We start from the raw sequence: 19,532 nt of genomic DNA on the forward strand, positions 1-19,532 counted from the left end.
TAAAACGCGGGGTGGGGTGGGCGTTAGGCTGGGCTGATGAGCAACGCAGAGATTCGAGTCGCCGTCCTCGGCGCGGGCGGGCGCATGGGCGGCGAGGCCGTCAAGGCCGTGGAGAACGCCCCTGACATGGAGCTGGTCGCCGCTCACGGACGCGCCGACGAGCGCAGCGCGATCCTCTCCGCCGGCGCCACGCATATCGTCGACCTCACCGTGCCGGAGTCCACCGAAGCCAATGTGCGCTTCGCGGTGGAGCACGGGATACACGCGGTGGTCGGGACCACCGGCTGGGACGCCGAGCGGCTGCAGCGACTCGAGCAGCTGCTCGCCGAGCACCCGGAGTCCGGCGTGCTCATCGCCCCGAACTTCGCCCTGGGATCGGTGCTGGCCACCGCCTTCGCCGCCAAGGCCGCACAGTACTTCGAATCCGCAGAGATCATCGAGCTGCACCATCCGCAGAAGGTCGACGCCCCCTCCGGCACCGCCGTGCGCACCGCTCAGCTGATGGGCCAGGCTCGGGAGGCCGCCGACGTCGCCGCCTCTCCCGATGCCACCGAGACCGCACTGGACGGGGCTCGCGGCGCGGAGGTGGCAGGCATCCACGTGCATTCTGTCCGGCTGCGCGGGCTCGTCGCCCACCAGGAGGTGCTGCTGGGCTCCCCCGGGGAACAGCTGACCATCCGCCATGACTCCTTCGATCGGGCCTCGTTCATGCCCGGCGTGCTGCTGGGTCTGCGCACCGTGGGGACCAGGCCCGGCCTGACTCACGGTCTGGACGGCTACCTGGATCTGGGGCTCTGAGCGTCGATGAAGAACAAGTTCTGGACCGGGCTGGTCATCGTCCTGCTGGCGATCATGCTGATCGGCGCGGCGACGTCGGCCTGGCGTTTCCTGCGTGTGGATGACATCGCCGCCCAGCTGATCGGTGCCGGCGCCATGCTGATCGTGGCGCTGGGAGTCTGGGTGCTGGCCCGCGAGCTGCTCTTCGGCATCGGCACGGAGAGGCTCGGCCGCCGCCTCGAGGAGGAGGGCGGCCTGCCCGAGGACACGGTGGAACGCTCCCCCGGGGGCCGGGCAAACCGCGAACAGGCTGACGAACAGTTCAAGATCTATGCCGCCGAGGCGGAGGCGGCGCCGGAGGACTGGCGCTCCTGGTTCCGGCTCTCCATCGCCTATGACACCGCGGGAGACCGGGTCAGGGCGCGAAAGACCATGCGCAAGGCCATCGCCATGGAGAAGACCGAGCGGGCGACCCGCTGAGCCGCCCGGCCCTGGGCCGACGCTAGCTGCCGACCCACTCCCGGGTGCCGTCGGCGAAGAACTGCTCTTTCCAGATGGGCACCTGATCCTTGGTCTGCTCCACCAGCTCGGCGCAGGCCTGGAACGCCTCGGCGCGGTGGGCGGAGGCCACCGCCGCGACCAGGGCATGGTCCCCGATCTCCAGGTGACCCACCCGGTGCGCCACCCAGACGCGCACGGTGGGGAACCGCGCCGCGACATCCACTGCGACCTGGGCAATGGCCTCGGCCGCCGTCGGGTGGGCGGTGTAGCTCAGCCGCTCGACCGCGCGCCCGTGATCATGATTGCGCACGATCCCGGAGAAGCCGACGACGGCGCCTGCCCGGTCCGCCCAGACCTCCACCTCTGCCTGGGCCAGGCTGAGCGGCTGGTCGCTGAGCTCGGCGAGGACCACTCGTTCCTGGGGAAACTCGAAGGGCTCATCGGCGGCGAGACCCGCCTGGTTCAGCTCGTGCCGATCAGCCTGGCTCTGCTCGTGCGGCTCAGGCTGGTCCTGTGCGTTCTGCTCAGCCCGGTTCTGCGGCGGCGGGTCGTTCTGGCTCATTCGTCGCTGCCCCAGGACTCGTGGTCGCGGATGTCGGCGACCTGGTCACAGAGGTGCGGCAGGAGTCCCACCAGCACCTCCATGCCCTCGCGCACAGCCTTGGGCGAGCCTGGCAGATTCACGATCACGGTCTTGCCGGTGACCCCGGCGACTCCGCGGCTCAGCGAGGCCAGCGGGTTCTTGGTCCGGCCGTGGGCGCGCACCGCCTCCATGATGCCGGGGATCTCCTTGTCCAGCAGCGGCTTGGTGAACTCCGGAGTCAGATCATCCGGGGTCAGCCCGGTCCCGCCGGAGGTGATGATCACGGCAGGCTCGATCTGCACCAGCAGCTCTGAGATGGCGGCGAGCACGCCTTCTCCATCGGGGATGATGACCGGGGGCCTGGCGAAGAAGCCGATGCTCTGCGCGTATTCGGCGATCACGGGCGCGGAACGATCCTCGGTGACCCCGGTGGCCGCACGTGTGGAGACGATCACCGGGGCGATCATTCGGGAGGTCTCGGCGTCGGAGTAATCGGTCTTTCCCAGTTCCGGGGTGTCAGTCATCGAGTCTCCGTCTCAGTCCTGGCCCATTCGCCGCTCTTGCCGCCGGTCTTGGACAGGACCATCTGGTCAGTGATCACGGCGCCCTTGTCCACGGCTTTGATCATGTCGTACAGAGTCAACGCCGCCACGGCCGCCGCGGTCAATGCTTCGATCTCCACGCCGGTCCGCGAGGTGGTCTTCACCTCGGTGGTGATGAGCACCGATCCGCGCGCGGGGACATCGACCTCCAGGTCCACGGTGACCTTCGCGACGGGCAGCGGATGGCACAGCGGCACCAGCTCAGGGGTCTTCTTCGCAGCCATGATCCCGGCGATCCGGGCGGTGGCGAGTGCGTCGCCCTTGGGCAGTCCATCACCGGCGAGCAGCGAGGTCACCTCGACCGTGGTCTTCACCACCGCCTGAGCCCGGGCCACCCGGGCGGTGATCTCCTTGCCGGAGACGTCGACCATATGGGCGCTGCCGTCTCCGCGGACATGGGTCAGCCGCGGCGCGCCTGCCTCATTCTCGCCTGCCTCATCAAAGTGCTCGTTCATCGTGTGCCTGCTCCGCGACCGGTGATCAGCACGGCCTGCAGCTGGGCACCGGCCGGCACCTCGACGTCGTCCTCGGCCAGCTCCAGCAGCGCATCCGCGCGGGCCAGGTGACCCAGCAGGTGTGAGCCGGGCCCGCCCTCGAGTGCCACAGTGGGCATGCCCCCGGCCTCGGCGGCCGCGTCATCGAGGACGCGCACGCGGCGGAACTGACGGACGCCCGGAGGGGAGCTGATGTCCTCCACCGTGCGCACCATGATCCGGCGCGGCGGGGCACAGTTGGGGTCCACTGCGGCCAGTGCGGGCCGGACCAGGGTCTCCATGCTCACCGCAGAGGAGACCGGGTTGCCGGGCAGTGAGATCACGGCGATCAGCGCGCGGGCGTCCTCATGCTGCGAGCGCCAGTGCAGCAGACCGCGGCCTTCAAGGTCTCCCTCGAGCAGGCCCCAGCCCTGCGGGCCGCCGGGCTGCTGGGCCACGGTGCCGAACTGGACCCCGCGGCCGCCGAGGCCCTGACGGACCACCTCATAGGCACCCTGGCTGATGCCGCCGGCGGTGATGATCAGATGCGGGTGGTGCACGGCGACCAGAGCATCGAGCGCGTCGAGGAACCAGGCGGGATCATCAGTGCCGATCCGGGAGGTGACCACCTGGTGGCCGAAGGTCTCCAGCACGGCGCCGAGCAGCGGGGTGTCCGCGTCGTAGAGCTGTCCGGGGCGCAGCTCCGAGCCGGGCCGGCGGATCTCGTCTCCGGTGGAGAGCACCAGGGTGCGGATGGGTTCGAGGACTTCGATCTCGGCGTACCCGCAGGCGGCGAGGACTGCCAGCTGGGCGGGGCTGATCACGTCGCCCGGCTCGGCCAGCAGCTCCCCGGCCGCGATGTCGGAGCCGATGGCGCGGATGTAGCGTCCGGGAGTGATGTCTGCCTCGCTCAGGCCGGTGAAGCGGACCTCCTCGGCGCCGAACCCTTCCGTGAACTCCACGGGGATGACGACGTCGGCCCCGGCGGGGATGGGCGCCCCGGTCATCACCTCGAAGGCGGCCCCGAGGGGCAGCAGCGCCGGCTCATTGCCCGCAGCGGTGGTGCCCGCCACGGGCAGCGTGGCCTCACCCTCACGCATGGTGAGGTCTGCCGCGCGCAGGGCGAAGCCGTCCATCTGAGAGTTGTCGAATCCAGGCAGTGGGACCTCGGAGACCAGCCGTTCGGCGACGATTCGGCCGGCCACGCCGCCGGCGGAGATCTCCACGGTCTCGGTGGCTCGGGCGCCCAGCGCGGCACCCAGGACGTCTTTCAGGCGGCTGATGTGCTCTTCAACGGGCACGCGCTCAGTGGTCTCTGACATGGGGCCCAGTCTACGCGGAGGCCCTGACATCTCCTTGTTACAGGCTGCGGGGATACGATGGCCGCATGCAGCAGGCTCGACGTGACCTCACCCCTGCTCCGCGGGCTCCGGCTCCGGTGCAGCTGGGCATGCCTGCGCTGCGGAGCGCCGGCCCTGGGGAATCAGGCGCGGGCGCAGACGGGTCCGGATCAGGCACAAGGACCCGCACCGCGATGGGCCCCGACACCACCGGCGCGGATCCCTCCCGCGGACTGATGGACTCCTTCGGCCGCCGCGCCACCGACCTGCGCATCTCATTGATCGACAAGTGCAATCTGCGCTGCACCTACTGCATGCCCGCCGAGGGACTGCCCTGGCTGAGCAAGGAGCAGCTGCTCTCCGCTGCGGAGATCCGTCGCCTGGTGCACATCGGCGTGGACACCCTGGGCGTGCGCGAGCTGCGCCTGACCGGTGGCGAACCGCTGGTCCGCGTTGATCTGGTCGACATCATCGCCGGTCTGCGCGCGGATCACCCGGATCTGCCGATCGCGATGACCACCAACGCCATCGGGCTGGAGAAGAAGGCCGCCGCGCTGGCTGAGGCGGGACTGACCCGGGTGAACATCTCACTGGACTCGGTGCACCGGGAGACCTTCGCCCAGCTGACCCGCCGCGATTCCCTGGACAAGGTGCTCGTCGGTGTGGAGGCCGCGGCCGCAGCGGGCCTGACGCCGCTGAAGATCAATGCGGTGCTGATGCGCGGGGTCAATGACGCTCAGGCCGCCGATCTGCTGGAGTGGTCGCTGCAGCGCGGCTTCGAGCTGCGCTTCATCGAGCAGATGCCCCTGGATGGGGACCAGCAGTGGAAGCGCGAGGGCACCATCTCCGCCGCGGAGACCCGGGAGCTGCTCTCTGAGCGGTTCCGGCTCGCCCCCACCGCGGAGAACCGCGACGGCGCACCGGCTGAACGCTTCGACGTGTTCCCGCTCAGCGTTCCGGACCCCGCCGACGCCGGGCTGCCTGCCCAGCCGCTGGGCCGGGTCGGGATCATCGCCTCGGTCACCGAACCCTTCTGCGCAGACTGCCGCCGCACGCGCCTGACCGCAGAGGGTCGGGTGATGAGCTGCCTGTTCTCCAATGAGGAGTTCGATCTGATGCATCTGCTGCGCGACGGCGAGGCCACCGACGCCGACATCGCCCAGGCCTGGGCCGAGGCCATGTGGGTCAAGCCCGCCGCGCACGGCACCGACCGTCCAGGCTTCGACCTGGCGAGCTTCCACCGTCCCGACCGGTCCATGTCAGCAATCGGAGGCTGAGCACCATGACACTGCCGAACACCGCCAGCACCGCGCCGGGCCCCGAGGACTTGCAGCCCGGCGACGTGCAGTCCGAGGACGACGCACCTCAGGTCACCGTCCGCTTCTTCGCCGCCGCCGCCGAGGCCGCCGGTGCGGACCAGCTGCAGGTCCGGCTGCCCGCGCCGCTGCCCACCGGAGGGGTCGCCGTCGTCGATCTTCTCGCCGAGCTGCCGCGGCTGGTCGGCGATCAGCAGTCAGCGCACTCCCCCGACGACGACGCCGCGTCGGCCTCGGACTCGACCCGGTCGGGCGCGCTCAGCCTGGAACGAGTGTGTGCGCGCAGCTCGTTCCTGATCAACGGGGTTCGGACGCGGGCACAGAGTGCTCGGCTGCAGCCGGGCGACCAGCTCGATGTGCTGCCGCCCTTCGCCGGCGGCTGAGCAGGCTTCCCCGTCCAGAGCAGTCCTGGTCAGCGCGCCCCCAGCTCCTGACACGTCGACCGCACCGGAGTAGATTCCGGGGCATGACACGCAGCCCGCTGGATACCGCTCTCGCGCAGTTCGCCGCCTATCGCGTCGGAGATGTCCGGGCGGCCCGGATCCTGCTCGACGATGACATGACCTTCACCTCTCCGCAGGATGACCACCTCGACAAGGCCGGTTTCCTGCAGTCCTGCTTCCCCACGGCGACGGGGTTCCTGCGTCAGGAAATCACCACCGCGGTGGAGCTCGGCCCTGGTGAAGTGCTCCTGCGCTACACCGCGCAGCGGCCGGATAGTCCGCCGTTCAGCAATGTGGAGATCATCACCGTCGTCGACGGGCGCATCACCGAGATCCGGGTGTACTTCGGCGGGGTGGAGCACTAGCGGTTGAGCTCGACCTCGGCCAGCGGAACAACCTCGCGGTCCGCCACCGGCTCGTCGAGCTCCACGATCAGGGAGACATGGCGTGCCTCCTGGGTGCAGGCCGAGTCGACGGCGTCGAGCAGCGTGCCAGAGATCGTGGCCACACGGATGACTTCTTCATCCTCTTCGACCACCGAGCGGACCCCGTAGCAGGCCGGGTTTCCGGTGTAGAAGGACAGCTGCAGCTCGGTGTCCGAGACCACAGTGTAGTTCTGCCAGGCCGAGAGGTGCTCGGCGACCATCTCCGGGGTCTCCTGCAGCGGAGCGGGCATCAGGTCTGGTGAGACGCTGCCACCGCCGCTCGGGTCGTCGCCGTCCGCGTCGGGATGCACTGCGGCGGGAGCACCGGTGGACTGATCGCCGTCGGCCCCTGCGTCAGTGCCGCCGCCCGGGTCGCCGTCGAGACCACCGCCGGGGTCCTCGGCGCAGGAGGAGAGCATCATCGCCGTGACTCCGGCGAGGACCAGCAGCGGTCCCCCTGGCCCGCGCATCATCGCCTAGCTGGGACCGACAACGGTGACGGCGCGCGGGGAGCTGGCCAGCCGGGAGGCCACCCTGCGCAGGTCCTCGGCGGTGATGGCGTCGATCGTCTCGAGGGTGTCGGAGATGTCCACGAACTCTCCGCGCACCAGCTCGGCGCGGCCCAGCCGGGACATGCGCGAGGAGGTCTCCTCCATGCCCAGCACGGTGCCGCCGCGCAGCTGGCCCTTGGCGCGGATCAGCTCCTCCTCGGTGACGTGGTCGGTGGCGATGCGCTCCAGCTCCGCGGCCATGACCTCGGTGACCTTCTCGACCTTGTTCGGCAGGCAGCCGGCGTAGAGGCCGAAGTAGCCGGCGTCGGTCATCGCCGAGGAGAACGAGTAGGTGGAATACGCCAGGCCGCGGCGCTCGCGGATCTCCTGGAAGAGCCGGGAGGACATGCCCCCGCCCAGGACCGCATGCATCACCGAGAGGGCGAACCGATCGTCGTCGGAGGCGGGCATGCCGCGTCCGCCGAGGATGACCTGGGACTGCTCCACAGGCTTGATGATGGTCTCGGTGCCGGCGCGCACCGGGATCTCGGTCTCCTGACCGACCCGGCGCTCAGCCGGTGATCCCGCCACGGTCATGTCCCAGGCGGACTTGTCCAGCGCCTCGGCGATCAGCGAGACGACGTGATCGTGGTCGAGTCCGCCCGCTGCGGTGATGACCAGCTCGTCGGGGCGGTACCAGCGCCGGTAGTGGTCGTGGACGTCCTCGCGGCTGGCGGCGTTGATCTCCTCGGGTGTGCCGCCGATGGGCCGGCCCAGCGGGTGGCCGTCCATGACCTGGGCGCCGAAGCGTTCGTGGACCACGTCCTCGGGGTCGTCCTCGGCCATGGCGAGCTCTTCGAGGATGACTCCGCGCTCGACCTCCATCTCGGCCGGGTCCAGCAGCGCGGAGGTGACGATGTCGGTGAGCACGTCCACGGCCATGGGCAGATCAGTGTCCAGCACCCGGGCGTAGTAGCAGGTGTGCTCCTTGCCGGTGGCCGCATTGGACTCACCGCCCACACTGTCGAAGGCCGACGCGATCTCCAGGGCGGAGCGGGTCTTGGTGCCCTTGAAGAGCAGGTGCTCCAGGAAGTGGGTGGAGCCGTGCTGGTGAGCGGCCTCGTCGCGGGAGCCCACGCCGATCCAGAACCCGAGGGTGACCGAGCGCTGGCCCGGCATCTCCTCGGTGAGGATCCGGACCCCGGAGGGCAGCACGGAGCGGCGGACGGTGGAGCCGGCGTCGTTGTTCAGGACGCCTTCGGTGTGGGGATCAATGGTGACGCGCATAGGCCCCCAGGCTACCTGGGTGGTTGAGTAATCCGGCACCTACGTCTGAGCCGGATTGCTCAACCGCCCAGGAGGAACGGACAGATCACGACGACGGCGCCCGGTCAACTCCCAGCAGCCTCGCCCACGCAGCCACCTCCCGGCCACAGGGCCCCGGAAGCCTGAACCTCCTGTCCGAGGCAGACTCAGCGGACCACGGAGCTCAGCAGCAGGCTCGTCTCGCTGTTGACCACACCCTTGATGCCGCGGACCCGGCGCAGGACCTCATCGAAGTCGCGGAGATTCTCGCAGGAGATCTCGGCGACCAGGTCCCAGCCGCCGTTGGTGGTGTGCAGCGCCATGATCTCGGGGAAGCCGCGCAGCTCGGCGATCACATGGTCAGTGGTGCGACCCACCACTTCGATGAACGAGACGGCACGGACCTCCCCGGTCTCGTTGTGGTCATGGACCCGCACGCTGAACCCGATGATGACCCCGGCGGCCTTGAGCTTCTCGATCCGACTGGTCACGGTGGCCCGAGCGACCCCGAGCTGCTCGGCCAGGGCCGCCACCGGGGCCCGGCCGTCCTTGCGCAGCGCGGAGATGAGTCGTCGGTCGAGGTCTGTGAGGCGGGGCATGTACATCATGCTAACTGGAACCCGACAAAGTGGTACATGATTGGCCCAGAATTCAGCAAAACTGCTCTTCCGTGTACACATCGAGACCTCTAGGCTGAATCTCATCAACCTGGCACGATCCACGCACCACCACACGCACCACCAGCAGAGGAGTTCGTCATGACGCAGTTCGTCGACGTCGGCAACATGGCCCGATGGATCCAGCGCGAAGGTGTGGAACACCTCATGTCCGAGATGATCCATTACCTCGAAGATGACTTCCGCCGCTGGGAGAGCTTCGACAAGATCCCGCGCATCGCCAGCCACACACCCTTCGGTGTGATCGAGCTGATGCCCACCTCGGATCTGGAGACCTACGCCTTCAAGTACGTCAACGGGCATCCGCTGAACCCCTCGCGCGGGTTCCAGACCGTCACCGCCTTCGGGATGCTCGCCGATGTGGACAACGGCTATCCCACGTTCGTGGCCGAGATGACCCTGCTGACTGCACTGCGCACCGCCGCGACCTCGGCGATGACCGCCAAAGCCCTGGCCCGGAAGGACTCGAAGCGGATGGCGCTGATCGGTGCCGGCTCGCAGGCCGAGTTCCAGGCGCTGGCCTTCCGCTCCGCCCTGGGCATCGAGGATCTGCAGGTCTTCGACGTGGACGCGGCTGCCGTACAGAAGCTGCGCAGGAACCTCGAACCGCTGGGGTTCCGCGTGCTGGCGGCTGGCTCCACCGACGAGGCGGTGGCGGGGGCAGACATCATCACCACGTGCACCGCGGACAAGGCGCAGAACACGATCCTCAGCTCCGCGCAGGTCCGCCCCGGCGTGCACATCAACGCCGTGGGCGGAGACTGCCCGGGCAAGACCGAGCTGGACGCGGAGATCCTGCGTCGCGGTCGGGTCTTCGTGGAGTACCCCGAGCAGACCCGGATCGAGGGCGAGATCCAGCAGATGGAGGCCGACTTCCCCGTGGTCGAGTTCTGGAAGGTGCTCACCGGCGCCGAGACCGGACGCCAGTCGGAGGAGCAGATCACGATCTTCGACTCGGTGGGCTTCGCCATCGCGGATCTCTCCGCACTTCGTTTCGTCCGCGACGCCACCGCTGGCACGGACCTGCAGACCTCCCTGGACCTGGTGGCCGATCCCGAGGACCCGAAGGATCTGTTTTCGCTGGTCAGCTCGATGAAGCCAGTGGGGTGATCACCGATGACCGAGGTTCTTGATGCTCCGGTCGCGCGCTTCACCCTGGAGACCAGCGGCGCGGCGAAGGTCGCCGCTCCCGCCGCGGTCCCTGTCCCCGAGCAGGCGCCCTCCCGAGTGGTGCTCGTGCGACCGCACCAGTTCACTCCGAATCCCGAGACTGCGGCGGACAACAGCTTCCAGCAGCGGATCCTCGAGGTCCTGCTGCCCTCGGTGACTCACCAGGCCGCACAGGAGTCCGCGCGTCAGGTAGCGGCGGCGGCCTATGCCGAGGTCACCGAGCTTGGGCGCACGGCGGGCGGACATCCTCGCGCACCTGCAGGAGAACTTCCGTGTGCGCCGCGTGGTGGACTACACATCGGCCGAGCGCTTCGGAGAATACCTCGAGGGCACGGGCTCGATGGTGCTGGATCACCGCGAGCGCCTGGCCTATGCCTGCCGGTCTCGCAGGCTCTCCGCCGGGCTGTTCAGCGAGTTCTGCCGGGACTTCGGCTACACCCCGGTGCTCTTCGACGCCACGGACGAGGACGGCGTGCCGGTCTATCACACCAATGTGATGATGTCGGTGGGCACCGAGCTTGCTCTCATCAGTGCCGAGATGATCCGTGACAGGACCCAGCGCGAACACGTGCTGCGCGTGCTGCGGGATTCGGGCAGGACCGTCGTGGAGCTCAGCGTGGACCAGGTCAGCCGGTTCGCCGGCAACTGTCTGGAGCTCGCCGCGAACGGCCAGCGCTATCTGGTGCTCTCCACCACGGCCGAACAGAGCCTGACCAGCGAGCAGCGGGCGACCATCTCCGCGTTCTGCACGCTGGTGCCCGTGGAGGTCTCCACGCTGGAGGCCGCCGGAGGATCGGTGCGCTGCATGATCGCCGGCAACCACTTGCCTCCCCGCTGAGCGTGAGGCTGTCTGTGCCGTCCTTCCAGGGCAGTTGAGTTTTCCGGTCGCTGCGTAAGGGCCGGAAAGCTCAACCGCCCCGGAGGATCGGTAGAAATCAGACGACGACGGCGCGGAGCCGCCTCGCGCGGTGGTCACGCCACGGCGCGGAGGGGGTCAGTTGCCCACCCAGTTGCCGTTCTCGTCGTACTGATCGGCAAAGATCTTTGGCGGGGAGTCACCAGGTTCTAGGGTGACCGGCCCATTGCATCCCCAGTGGCTGCTGCTGCGACAGGAGCCGGAGACATTGCGCGCGGCAACCCGCCAGATGTCGGCCTCTCCCGGTGAGGCCTGGACATCGACCGAGCCGGGAATGACGACCCAGGGTCCACCTCCGACTCGATACTCGCCCACGAAGGTGGTGGTCAGACTGACCGGGAACCTGCCGGTCTCGGTGTAGACGTGGCTGGTGGGCGTCTCCTGGTCCGTCTTCACCACAGTCTCACCCTGCCAGCTGTCCGGCATCGGCTCGCCGGGGTCATAGGTGACATCGTTGCTTCCGTCTCCGTAGTTCCACTGGAATGTCTGCGGATGGACACGAATCTCGACCGGGATGCCGAGGAGGATTTCGTTGAGAGTCTGGGTCTCCACGTTCGCGAATATATGCGTGTGCCGGCCCTTGTATCCGAACCCCAGGAGATCCGGTTCGAACTCGACGGAACCTCCTACTATCGGGAGCGTGGCGAAAGCTTCCTGGACGGCACCGGGGAGCTGCGCCATGATTTCGGCTAGCTCATCGTCTTCTCCCTCCACATCTTCCACTTGTGCCACTGGAGCACACACATAGCCAGAGAACTCCCCCGTATCGACAGGACTAACGACGTCTAACCCTTGTGACTCACACTGGTCGAGCAGCACTACCCGACAGTCGGCTCGTCCGCTCCCTTGTTCTTCGGAGCAATAGACGGGCTCCTCGCGTTCACGAGGGCTCGGTGCAACCACTCCCGGAGCACTTTCTTGCCTGTCGGAGGGATGGCCCTCGCGAGGAGTTTGGCTATTTCCACGTCCAATACTTCGTGGGCAAGACTGGATGTTGGCCTGGGCCTCACCTGGCGCCGTCCAACGAGCTGAGGTGTTACACGCGCCTCCAGCGGAGGACGCATCTACGGGCTGTTGATGTGGAAGGCCAACTAGAGCTATCGCGAGTAGCGTTGCGAGAAATATTCCGAGAAAGCGCAGACGATCCAGCATTAGTTTTCCGCGGTGGTGTCGTCAGGAAAATACAACTCGAGCACGCGCCATCGGTCGCCCTGGTAGTGGAGTGTCGCCTCAACGCCAGAAAGACTCTCTTCGCCCCCTTCGACTAGTTGCTCTCCGTCGGCGCTAAACTCCGCGAAATCGCCTTCGCGGATAGTAAACAGGATTGATACTTGCTGATTCTCAGAAACACTGCTTACGATTTCGTCTTCAACCTTCGCCCCCTCAGCGAGGTGCCAGCCGCCGTCTTTTGCATAGAGCTTTTCAAACTGCCCGATACGCCCCCCGCATATCTGGCAATCGGCGCTGGAGACAAGTTCGAACGGCTCAGGCTCGCCCGTGAGTTCCATGTAGAGGTCCGCCTCGAACCAATACCTCAGAGCCGCCAGCGCGCCTTCTTCGGTCTCTTCGTAGATCTCGTCCGGAACCTCAGGCTCGGGCCAGTTCTCTGCGGGTCCATCTGAAGACGCAGGGACCGGCGACGGCGACGGTTCAGGATCCTCGGCCGCGCCCCCTTCACCACTCGGCTCTTCTGGATCCGCAGATCCGCCCTCCGGTGAGGTCTCCCCCGCACTCGGCTCAACATCCGTCGCATTAGGTTCTGCACCGGCGTCGTCACCTCCACACGAAGTCACACTCAACCCGAGGACAGCCGCGAAACTCACCACGCTGATCCGTCTCATCGACGTGTTCATGTACCTGTTCCGTCCACCCTGAGACTGCCTCTGCAATCACCTGTGGGGCAACAGACTAGACAGAACCGCCCCGGCGCAAAAGGGTCCGGGGCGGGCTGTGGAGGGACTCAGGCTCAGAACAATTGCCGGAAGTTCGTCTTCGCCAGATCGACCAGCTCGTCACCGCGCCCGCTCAGCACAGTGCGCACCGCGTAGAGGGTGAAGCCTTTTGCCTGCTCAGCGGTGATGTTCGGAGGCATCGACAGCTCCTGTCGCTCTGTCACCACGTCCAGCAGCGCCGGGCCACCGTGCGCCAGGAACTCCTCCACCGCCGCAGGAAGATCTTCGGACTTCTCCACCCGGATTCCCTTGATGTCCATCGCCTCGGCCACGGAGGCGAAGTTCGGGTTCTTCAGCTCCGTCCCGTAGTTCACGAACCCGGCGGCCTTCATCTCCACCTCCACGAAGTTCAGCGAGGAGTTGTTGTAGACCACCGTCTTGATGGGCAGCTCGTTCTGCGTGATGGTCAGCAGCTCCCCCAGAAGCATCGCCAGCCCGCCGTCGCCGGCCAGCGCGATGACCTGCTTCTGCGGTTCGGCCATCTGCGCGCCGATCCCCTGCGAGATCGCGTTCGCCATCGACCCGTGGCTGAAGGAGCCCAGCAGCCGCCGCTTCCCGTTCATGGTCAGATACCGGCAGGCCCACACCACGGGCGAGCCGACGTCGGGAAGGAAGATGGCGTCGTCGTCGGCGGCTTCATCGATCAGCCGGGTCAGGTATTGCGGGTGGATGGTCCGCCGAGACGGCGTGGCCAGCGCATCGAGGTCCTTGCGCGTCCTGGTGTAGTGCTCGGTGGAGTCCTCCAGGTGCTTCGAACTCCGGTGTGCCTCCAGCTTGGGCAGCAGCGCGTCCACCGTGTCCTTGACCGTGCCCACCAGCCCCACATCCACAGGGGTCCGCCGGCCGATCTGCTCGCCCCGGACGTCCACCTGCACCACCTTCGCGTGCTCCGGATAGAACTGCTGATACGGCAGGTCGGAGCCGAGCACCAGCAGCGTCTCGCAGCGCGCCATCGCCCGGTAGCCCGAGGAAAATCCGAGAAGTCCGGTCATGCCGACGTCGTAGGGGTTGTCCCACTCCACATGCTCCTTGCCCCGCAGCGCATGCACGATCGGGGCCTGCAGCCGCTCCGCAACGGCCAGCATCTCCGTGTGCGCCCCGGCGGTCCCGGCGCCGGCAAGGATCGTCACGCGCTCACAGGTGTTCAGCGCCTCCGCGGCCCGGTCCAGCTCAGCCTCCGCCGGGATCACCCGGGATGTCATCGGGCGGATGGACTCGGGCTTTGCGGAGCTGTCCTGCAGCGCTACGTCTCCAGGGATGACCAGCACAGCCACTCCGCGCTTCTCGATGGCCTCGCGCATGGCGATCCGCAGCAGCCGCGGCATCTGGTCTGCGTGGGCGACGTGCTCGACGTAGACGCTGCACTCGCGGAAAAGCTCCTGCGGGTGGGTCTCCTGGAAATAGCCCGAGCCGATCTCCTGGCTGGGGATGTGCGCGGCGATCGCCAGCACAGGGGTCCGCGAGCGCTGCGCGTCGAAGAGGCCATTGATCAGGTGAAGGTTGCCCGGTCCACAGCTGCCCGCGCAGACCGCGAGCTCCCCGGTGACCTGGGCCTCGGCGCTTGCAGCGAAGGCTGCGGCTTCCTCGTGCCGAGTCTGCACCCACTCGATGGTGCCCGCCGCCCGCAGCGCGTCGGTGATGCCGTTGAGGGAATCCCCGGGGATCCCGTAGATCCGCTCCACTCCGCTGGCGTGCAAGGTGTCAACGATGTTGCGTGCGACTGTCGGCATGGCTTCCTTCCGAGAGGGTCACCGCTGCCTGCGCAGACGAGCGGCGCGTACCTTCGCAGTCTAGAACTCCGCGACGCGCACGCCTATGGGCCAGCTCACGGCAAGGACGACGACGGCGCCCGCTCCCCTCCCAGCCGATGGGCAGACTCCTCACCTAGTCTGGCCACATGCCCGTTCATGACTGCCCTGCACAGCACCCGATTCTCGAATCCAAGACCCTCCAGACCACACCGATCTACGACCTGGTGGAGGAGACCATTCGTTTCGGCGAGGCCGAGGAGACGCTGACCCGTGCCTTCCTGAAGCACCTCAGCGCGGTCGCGGTCGTCGCCGTGGATCACCAAGACCGTGTGCTGCTCATCCGCCAGTATCGGCACCCGCTGCGGCAGAACATGTGGGAGATCCCGGCGGGGCTCTTGGACACTGCGGGGGAATCCATGCTCGACGCCGCGGCGCGGGAACTCCATGAAGAAGCGGACATCTCCGCTGAGACCTGGCATACGCTCGCGGACTTCAACACCTCGCCAGGGGCGTCGAACGAGGCCATCCGGATCTACCTCGCCGAAGGCATCTCGGAGACCGCCGAGGCTGACCAGCACGCGCGGGAGGGCGAGGAGGCAGAGATCGTCAAGACCTGGCTCCCGCTGGCCGAAGCAGTGCAGGCGGTGCTCACTGGTCAGATCCACAACCCCAGTGCGGTCACCGGAATCCTGGCGCTGCACGCCGTCCGGACCGGGGCCGGGGACCTCCGTGACGCGCGTGCGCCGTGGGCGGATCACCCGCGGGGAATCAAGCCCTGAGGAACGTCAGGGAAGCATCCGGGCGCGCGAGGGCACCTCAGTCGGGCCCGAGCTTGAGCTTCAGGCACTGGCTCAGCGCAGCTTGAAGCAGATTCCACTGCGATGTGGGCCATCTGGCATCGATCACTTCGAAGCGGACGGCATGACTGAAGGACCCGTGCCAGAGCTCCACCGCCGGCAGGCGATGTGACTCGGCGGCTCCTGTGAGCGGGTCAAGACCTCGGACACGAACGGTGTATCCCAGGTTTTTCGCCTCAGTGGGTATTCCATTGAGGGCCCGATCTTTGAGAGCTCGGATCAATTTAGTAGTGGTTCGATTAGACAATCGCTGCATTATTTCTTTCGCCGTGTGTGGTGCATCACATGGAGGTTCCATAGTGTCACACGTCGTGCTCTGAATCTATGCTCTGAGATGATTATTTCAAACGTTTTAACGCTCTGATCGATTCCCGTCTGATCGACCCGGGCGGGCTGGGAATCGGGACTCGGAGCTTCTCGGAGGCGCGCCCTCTTGACCTCGTCAGAACCCTCTCTTAGTGTCCAAGCAACGGCGTGCGAGGAGACGATGCAGACATGATCGACGAATCCAAGAGCTTCACCCTGGCTCGCTCTTTCGCAGCCACCCCCGAGGAGGTCTGGACCGCCTGGACCGACCCGGATGCGGCCGCCCACTGGTGGCATCCCGAGGGCCTTTCGACTCCTCGCGAATCGGTCGAGATGGACGTTCGCGAGGGCGGGACCTACACCTACACGATGGTCGACGACGCCGACGGCACCCGACTCGTCACGGGTGGTGAGTACCGCGAGGTCCTGCCCTACGAACGCCTGGTCTTCAGCTGGGGCGACCCGAAGGACGAGATCGAGGACTGCCCCATCGTCACCCTCGTTCTGACACCCACCAGCGAGGGCACCCATATGCACTTCCACCTCGCCGGGGCCGATGGAGCCGAAGGGGACAACTTCTACTACGACGGGTGGAACAGCGCGCTCGACATGCTCGGGGAGCACCTCAGCCGCCGCTGAACAAGGGAGACCCCAGGACGATCAACGGATTCACCGCCGTTGAGTACCGGTGTTCATCTTGCTGAGCACCTCCGTCAGCCGGCCTTCTTCTTCTGGCTGGAACCTCCGCCTTTGGACGACCCCTTCGAGAAACCATCCCTGGATCCATCCTTGGAAGACCCACTCTTGGAAGACCCGGTCTTCGAAGAAGCACTATCTGACTTCTTCTTGGACGAGCCCTCCCCCGAGCCCCCCGAAGCCTTCCCCGAGCTCTTCCGCCGGGAGTCCACGGACTTCTTCAGCGCCTCCATGAGGTCGATGACGTTGCCGTCGCCGTCGTCCTCATCCTCGACCTCGCCAAAGGTCGCCTCGGTGTCGATGTCCTCCCCGTGTGCCAGCTTCTCCTCCACCAGGGTGTGCAGCTGGTCCTGGTATTCATCCTTGAACCGCTCCGGCTCGAAGTCCTCGGAGTAGGAGTCCACCAGCGAGCTCGCCATCTCCTGTTCCTTCTTCGTCAGCCGAGACTTGGGGATGTCGAACTCGGGCTCGCGCAGCTCGTCGGCCCAGCGCAGTCCCTGCAGCACGATCACGTCCTCGCGGACCCGCAGCACGCCCAGCCGGGTCTTCGACCGCAGCGTGAACGTCACGATCGCCACTCGGGAGGATTCTTCCAGCGTGCGGCGCAGCAGCACATAGGCCTTCGCGGACTTCCCGGCGGGCTCCAGGTAGTAGGACTTCTCCAGCTCCATGGAGTCGATCTGCTCCTCGGGCACGAACTGCTCCACCGCGATCTCCTTGGAGTCGTCCGCGGGCAGGTCAGCGAGCTCCTCTTTGGTCAGGACCACCGTGGACTCCCCGGCGTCGTAGGCCTTGTCGATGTCCTTGTACTCGACCTTCTTCCCGCAGACCTCGCAATGACGCTCGTACCTGATCCGGCCACCGTCCTCGTCGTGGACCTGATGCATGGAGAGGTCGTGGCTCTTGGTGGCCGAATAGAGCTTGATCGGCACCGTCACCAGCCCGAAGGACACTTCACCAGACCAGATCGCCCGCATGGCTCACTCCTCAAGTTGTTCGTCACCGCTGCTGGCCCTATGACACCACAGCCACCCAGGTCAGGAAAGAGCAGGCCGACGACGACGGCGCGAGCCTACGCAAGAATCTAGGCCTCGAAGATCTCTCCGTTGCGCGGCATCGATCGAACGGCATTCTCCGCAGGTTCCTTCGCGATCTCCTGCAGGGACGGTTCGATCTCTCCGGACCGCGTGATGTTCTCCCAGGTCATCTTCAGACCTGCTGCCGTGTGGGGATCTGCGCGGTCCATGAGGTGCACGTGCAGATGCGGCTCCGAGGTGTTCCCGGTGTTGCCGACCTCCCCGAGCTGCCCGCCGACGCCTACTCGTTGCCCCGCCTGCACGCTGAGGCTGCCCCTGCGCAGGTGTGCGTAGACCGCGGCGGTGCCATCGTCGTGACGAACGATCACATGATTGCCGAGGAGTGCGCGCTGCCCGGCCACTGAGCGGAACACGCCCTCGATGCTCATCATGTACAACAGGCCCTGCCAGGTGTTTCGGGCACGGTGGTCGCGGGAACCGGACCAGGTTCGTGTGACCACACCGGGAGCCATCGCGTGCACCGGGGCATCGAAGCTGAGGTACTCCTCGGGGCGAGAACCGCGCCAGGCTTTTCGAACCTTGGCAGGGGTGTCGGCCGTGGTCGGCCGGAGGATGTCGATGGCGCAGTATTGCCCGAGGAACCGGGTTCCGTGGCTCGGCAGCTGTTGGCCCGGCGTGTTCAGGGCGGCCCACCTCCCCCGCACCGGAGCCGCCATCGCACAGGGCTCATGTTCCTCTGCTCTCGGATGCACGCTGCCCAGCACCACGCCCAGCCCGATCAGCGTGATCAGCACCAGTGGCGGCACCGCGGCCACGAAGACCGGCACCGCGTCCAAGACGCCCAGCACACCCAGCACGAAACCCATGAGGACCAGACCATGCCAGAGCGGCTTCAACTTCGAGATCGCACGGCGCATCAGCGATCCACCCCCAGCAGCATGACCAGCAGCGGAACGATCCGGGCCGGGGGCACCTCATACCTGCTGTTGCCCAGAGACTTCACCCATCCCGCGGCGACCAGCTGACGCAGGTGATGGTAGACCTGGCCGCTGGTTCCAAAGTCTCCCGCCTCGCGGATCTCCTCGACCGTGGAGGCATCCGTGAGCAGCCGCTGAAGAAGCTGCAGCCTCACCGGATGGGCCAAGGCCGAGAGCGAGTCGGACCGTGACCCGAAGTCTGTCTCGAACAGCTCCTGCGTCGAGGCCTGGATCTGCCATTGCGCGTGATGACCATTGGGCACAGTCACCGCACCTGTCATCAGGACAGCTCCGGCAGGATCCGCAGTGCGCTGCTTGAGCCCCTCCAGCGCCCAGAAGATATCCTCCTGATCCCCCGGCGGCGGCGGCGCCGGGGGCGACTCGAGGGCAGCCAGGCGCTGCTCCACCTCGGCCAGACGCTCAGCAAGCGAGTGGAGTCCCGATTCATCAGTCATGGACCTACGATATCGAGATCACGTGATTACGTAAATACCAATAACACCGATTGCCGCAGTCCGATCTGAGCGGTGGCGAGACACACTGCGGGGCACTGCCGACATCCGGCAGTGCCCCGCAGCAGAAGACTGGAGATCAGTGCTTCTTGGAGCTCTTCTCCAGTTCGGCCAGGGCCAGCCCCAGCCCGAAGAACGTCGGCGCCCAGTGACCGACAAAGATGCCCCATCGGTCAGCCTGCGGCTTGGAGTCGTCGTTGCCGAAGCGTGAAACGCTCCAGCTCACGACGGACAGGCCCACCGAGACCAGCGCGGCGTTATAGGCGTGCTCTGAACGAAGACCGAGATTGTGCAATGTCGTCAACATATGATTCCTCCCAGAGATTTCATTGTCAGCACCCGGAGCGGCTGGGCACCTGGCTCGAAACTAGGTGTGCCGCCTGAGGATTCCATGATCACTGCCTAGATCTACGCTCCTTGCGCGT

At 66.6% G+C, this 19,532-nt stretch carries 24 protein-coding genes; 10 read left to right on the top strand and 14 right to left on the bottom strand.

The features are described from left to right. Window positions 1-36: 36 nt before the first annotated feature. Together dapB and H4W27_RS07430 are read left to right on the top strand one after the other, a co-directional pair. Entirely contained in the window at window positions 37-798 is a 762-nt protein-coding gene (gene dapB / locus H4W27_RS07425; RefSeq protein WP_192595362.1) for a 4-hydroxy-tetrahydrodipicolinate reductase, read from the top strand. A 6-nt stretch (window positions 799-804) separates the two neighbouring features. Further along, window positions 805-1,257 (top strand): hypothetical protein, encoded by a 453-nt coding sequence (locus H4W27_RS07430; protein WP_192595363.1) that lies wholly within the window; start codon window positions 805-807, stop codon window positions 1,255-1,257. A 22-nt stretch (window positions 1,258-1,279) separates the two neighbouring features. On the opposite strand, the gene H4W27_RS07435 is transcribed toward H4W27_RS07430, so the two are convergent. From H4W27_RS07435 to H4W27_RS07450, 4 genes are all read right to left on the bottom strand, one after another. After that, the gene (locus H4W27_RS07435; RefSeq protein WP_225939367.1) at window positions 1,280-1,744 is read right to left on the bottom strand and encodes a molybdenum cofactor biosynthesis protein MoaE; all 465 of its coding nucleotides are present in this window, start codon (window positions 1,742-1,744) and stop codon (window positions 1,280-1,282) included. 92 nt (window positions 1,745-1,836) lie between these two features. Beyond that, window positions 1,837-2,385 (bottom strand): MogA/MoaB family molybdenum cofactor biosynthesis protein, encoded by a 549-nt coding sequence (locus H4W27_RS07440; RefSeq protein ID WP_192595365.1) that lies wholly within the window; start codon window positions 2,383-2,385, stop codon window positions 1,837-1,839. Beyond that, window positions 2,382-2,918, bottom strand: a complete 537-nt coding sequence (gene moaC, locus H4W27_RS07445) for a cyclic pyranopterin monophosphate synthase MoaC (protein WP_192595366.1) — start codon at window positions 2,916-2,918, stop codon at window positions 2,382-2,384. Before moaC ends, H4W27_RS07440 begins: the two co-directional genes overlap by 4 nt. Then, entirely contained in the window at window positions 2,915-4,258 is a 1,344-nt protein-coding gene (locus H4W27_RS07450) for a molybdopterin molybdotransferase MoeA (RefSeq protein ID WP_192595367.1), read from the bottom strand. The genes moaC and H4W27_RS07450 overlap by 4 nt, the downstream gene beginning before the upstream one ends. 212 nt (window positions 4,259-4,470) lie before the next feature. On the opposite strand from H4W27_RS07450, the gene moaA reads away from it, so the two are divergent. From moaA to H4W27_RS07465, 3 genes are all read left to right on the top strand, one after another. Then, complete coding sequence (moaA, locus tag H4W27_RS07455; RefSeq protein ID WP_225939368.1) at window positions 4,471-5,553, top strand: GTP 3',8-cyclase MoaA; 1,083 nt, start codon at window positions 4,471-4,473, stop codon at window positions 5,551-5,553. Window positions 5,554-5,558: 5 nt separating this feature from the next. Next, on the top strand, window positions 5,559-5,975 hold the full coding sequence (locus tag H4W27_RS07460) for a MoaD/ThiS family protein (RefSeq protein WP_192595368.1): 417 nt from the start codon (window positions 5,559-5,561) through the stop codon (window positions 5,973-5,975). An 83-nt stretch (window positions 5,976-6,058) separates the two neighbouring features. Next, on the top strand, window positions 6,059-6,400 hold the full coding sequence (locus tag H4W27_RS07465) for a nuclear transport factor 2-like protein (protein WP_192595369.1): 342 nt from the start codon (window positions 6,059-6,061) through the stop codon (window positions 6,398-6,400). Here the strand turns inward: H4W27_RS07465 and H4W27_RS07470 are convergent. From H4W27_RS07470 to H4W27_RS07480, 3 genes are all read right to left on the bottom strand, one after another. Beyond that, on the bottom strand, window positions 6,397-6,933 hold the full coding sequence (locus H4W27_RS07470; RefSeq protein ID WP_192595370.1) for a hypothetical protein: 537 nt from the start codon (window positions 6,931-6,933) through the stop codon (window positions 6,397-6,399). The two genes, H4W27_RS07465 and H4W27_RS07470, sit on opposite strands and share 4 nt — an antisense overlap. A 3-nt stretch (window positions 6,934-6,936) precedes the next feature. Continuing rightward, entirely contained in the window at window positions 6,937-8,238 is a 1,302-nt protein-coding gene (locus H4W27_RS07475) for a M16 family metallopeptidase (RefSeq protein WP_192595371.1), read from the bottom strand. A gap of 185 nt (window positions 8,239-8,423) precedes the next feature. Continuing rightward, window positions 8,424-8,855, bottom strand: coding sequence for an Lrp/AsnC family transcriptional regulator (locus tag H4W27_RS07480; protein WP_192595372.1), 432 nt, complete (start codon window positions 8,853-8,855; stop codon window positions 8,424-8,426). A gap of 159 nt (window positions 8,856-9,014) precedes the next feature. Here H4W27_RS07480 and H4W27_RS07485 point away from each other — a divergent pair, with 159 nt between their 5' ends. Both H4W27_RS07485 and H4W27_RS07490 read left to right on the top strand, forming a co-directional pair. Beyond that, window positions 9,015-10,043: an ornithine cyclodeaminase gene (locus tag H4W27_RS07485; protein WP_192595373.1), complete on the top strand. Its 1,029-nt coding sequence runs from the start codon at window positions 9,015-9,017 to the stop codon at window positions 10,041-10,043. Between the two features lie 283 nt (window positions 10,044-10,326). Beyond that, window positions 10,327-10,941: an arginine deiminase-related protein gene (locus H4W27_RS07490; RefSeq protein ID WP_225939042.1), complete on the top strand. Its 615-nt coding sequence runs from the start codon at window positions 10,327-10,329 to the stop codon at window positions 10,939-10,941. A gap of 156 nt (window positions 10,942-11,097) precedes the next feature. Here the strand turns inward: H4W27_RS07490 and H4W27_RS07495 are convergent, their stop codons facing one another. After that, window positions 11,098-11,571 (bottom strand): hypothetical protein, encoded by a 474-nt coding sequence (locus tag H4W27_RS07495; protein ID WP_318782218.1) that lies wholly within the window; start codon window positions 11,569-11,571, stop codon window positions 11,098-11,100. Between the two features lie 18 nt (window positions 11,572-11,589). On the opposite strand from H4W27_RS07495, the gene H4W27_RS13745 reads away from it, so the two are divergent. Further along, entirely contained in the window at window positions 11,590-11,712 is a 123-nt protein-coding gene (locus tag H4W27_RS13745) for a hypothetical protein (RefSeq protein ID WP_264081011.1), read from the top strand. A gap of 458 nt (window positions 11,713-12,170) precedes the next feature. On the opposite strand, the gene H4W27_RS07500 is transcribed toward H4W27_RS13745, so the two are convergent. Together H4W27_RS07500 and poxB are read right to left on the bottom strand one after the other, a co-directional pair. Further along, the gene (locus H4W27_RS07500; RefSeq protein ID WP_192595374.1) at window positions 12,171-12,872 is read right to left on the bottom strand and encodes a DUF6318 family protein; all 702 of its coding nucleotides are present in this window, start codon (window positions 12,870-12,872) and stop codon (window positions 12,171-12,173) included. Window positions 12,873-12,985: 113 nt separating this feature from the next. After that, the gene (poxB, locus tag H4W27_RS07505) at window positions 12,986-14,701 is read right to left on the bottom strand and encodes a ubiquinone-dependent pyruvate dehydrogenase (protein ID WP_192595375.1); all 1,716 of its coding nucleotides are present in this window, start codon (window positions 14,699-14,701) and stop codon (window positions 12,986-12,988) included. A 167-nt stretch (window positions 14,702-14,868) separates the two neighbouring features. Between poxB and H4W27_RS07510 the strand changes: the two genes are divergently transcribed. After that, window positions 14,869-15,501, top strand: a complete 633-nt coding sequence (locus H4W27_RS07510; protein ID WP_192595376.1) for an NUDIX domain-containing protein — start codon at window positions 14,869-14,871, stop codon at window positions 15,499-15,501. Window positions 15,502-16,074: 573 nt separating this feature from the next. Next, the gene (locus H4W27_RS07515) at window positions 16,075-16,524 is read left to right on the top strand and encodes an SRPBCC family protein (RefSeq protein ID WP_192595377.1); all 450 of its coding nucleotides are present in this window, start codon (window positions 16,075-16,077) and stop codon (window positions 16,522-16,524) included. Between the two features lie 74 nt (window positions 16,525-16,598). Here the strand turns inward: H4W27_RS07515 and ku are convergent, their stop codons facing one another. The 4 genes from ku to H4W27_RS07535 all read right to left on the bottom strand — a co-directional run bounded on the left by ku (window position 16,599) and on the right by H4W27_RS07535 (window position 19,414). Further along, window positions 16,599-17,558, bottom strand: coding sequence for a non-homologous end joining protein Ku (gene ku / locus H4W27_RS07520; protein WP_192595378.1), 960 nt, complete (start codon window positions 17,556-17,558; stop codon window positions 16,599-16,601). A gap of 107 nt (window positions 17,559-17,665) precedes the next feature. Continuing rightward, window positions 17,666-18,535 carry a M23 family metallopeptidase gene (locus tag H4W27_RS07525; RefSeq protein ID WP_192595379.1) on the bottom strand — a complete coding sequence of 290 codons (870 nt, stop codon included), beginning with the start codon at window positions 18,533-18,535 and terminating at the stop codon, window positions 17,666-17,668. Then, window positions 18,535-19,050, bottom strand: coding sequence for a helix-turn-helix domain-containing protein (locus H4W27_RS07530; RefSeq protein WP_192595380.1), 516 nt, complete (start codon window positions 19,048-19,050; stop codon window positions 18,535-18,537). Before H4W27_RS07530 ends, H4W27_RS07525 begins: the two co-directional genes overlap by 1 nt. Before the next feature lie 136 nt (window positions 19,051-19,186). Further along, window positions 19,187-19,414 (bottom strand): hypothetical protein, encoded by a 228-nt coding sequence (locus tag H4W27_RS07535; protein ID WP_192595381.1) that lies wholly within the window; start codon window positions 19,412-19,414, stop codon window positions 19,187-19,189. Window positions 19,415-19,532: the final 118 nt, after the last annotated feature.

The organism is Nesterenkonia lutea (genome assembly GCF_014873955.1).
Classification (GTDB): Bacteria; Actinomycetota; Actinomycetes; order Actinomycetales; family Micrococcaceae; genus Nesterenkonia; species Nesterenkonia lutea.

Coding starts and splice junctions, on each gene's coding strand:
- dapB (WP_192595362.1), top strand. CDS start 37: ATGAGCAACGCAGAGATTCGAGTCGCCGTCCTCGGCGCGGGCGGGCGC.
- H4W27_RS07430 (WP_192595363.1), top strand. CDS start 805: ATGAAGAACAAGTTCTGGACCGGGCTGGTCATCGTCCTGCTGGCGATC.
- H4W27_RS07440 (WP_192595365.1), bottom strand. CDS start 2,385: ATGACTGACACCCCGGAACTGGGAAAGACCGATTACTCCGACGCCGAG.
- moaC (WP_192595366.1), bottom strand. CDS start 2,918: ATGAACGAGCACTTTGATGAGGCAGGCGAGAATGAGGCAGGCGCGCCG.
- H4W27_RS07450 (WP_192595367.1), bottom strand. CDS start 4,258: ATGTCAGAGACCACTGAGCGCGTGCCCGTTGAAGAGCACATCAGCCGC.
- moaA (WP_225939368.1), top strand. CDS start 4,471: ATGGGCCCCGACACCACCGGCGCGGATCCCTCCCGCGGACTGATGGAC.
- H4W27_RS07460 (WP_192595368.1), top strand. CDS start 5,559: ATGACACTGCCGAACACCGCCAGCACCGCGCCGGGCCCCGAGGACTTG.
- H4W27_RS07465 (WP_192595369.1), top strand. CDS start 6,059: ATGACACGCAGCCCGCTGGATACCGCTCTCGCGCAGTTCGCCGCCTAT.
- H4W27_RS07470 (WP_192595370.1), bottom strand. CDS start 6,933: ATGATGCGCGGGCCAGGGGGACCGCTGCTGGTCCTCGCCGGAGTCACG.
- H4W27_RS07475 (WP_192595371.1), bottom strand. CDS start 8,238: ATGCGCGTCACCATTGATCCCCACACCGAAGGCGTCCTGAACAACGAC.
- H4W27_RS07480 (WP_192595372.1), bottom strand. CDS start 8,855: ATGCCCCGCCTCACAGACCTCGACCGACGACTCATCTCCGCGCTGCGC.
- H4W27_RS07485 (WP_192595373.1), top strand. CDS start 9,015: ATGACGCAGTTCGTCGACGTCGGCAACATGGCCCGATGGATCCAGCGC.
- H4W27_RS07500 (WP_192595374.1), bottom strand. CDS start 12,872: ATGAACACGTCGATGAGACGGATCAGCGTGGTGAGTTTCGCGGCTGTC.
- poxB (WP_192595375.1), bottom strand. CDS start 14,701: ATGCCGACAGTCGCACGCAACATCGTTGACACCTTGCACGCCAGCGGA.
- H4W27_RS07510 (WP_192595376.1), top strand. CDS start 14,869: ATGCCCGTTCATGACTGCCCTGCACAGCACCCGATTCTCGAATCCAAG.
- H4W27_RS07515 (WP_192595377.1), top strand. CDS start 16,075: ATGATCGACGAATCCAAGAGCTTCACCCTGGCTCGCTCTTTCGCAGCC.
- ku (WP_192595378.1), bottom strand. CDS start 17,558: ATGCGGGCGATCTGGTCTGGTGAAGTGTCCTTCGGGCTGGTGACGGTG.
- H4W27_RS07525 (WP_192595379.1), bottom strand. CDS start 18,535: ATGCGCCGTGCGATCTCGAAGTTGAAGCCGCTCTGGCATGGTCTGGTC.
- H4W27_RS07530 (WP_192595380.1), bottom strand. CDS start 19,050: ATGACTGATGAATCGGGACTCCACTCGCTTGCTGAGCGTCTGGCCGAG.
- H4W27_RS07535 (WP_192595381.1), bottom strand. CDS start 19,414: ATGTTGACGACATTGCACAATCTCGGTCTTCGTTCAGAGCACGCCTAT.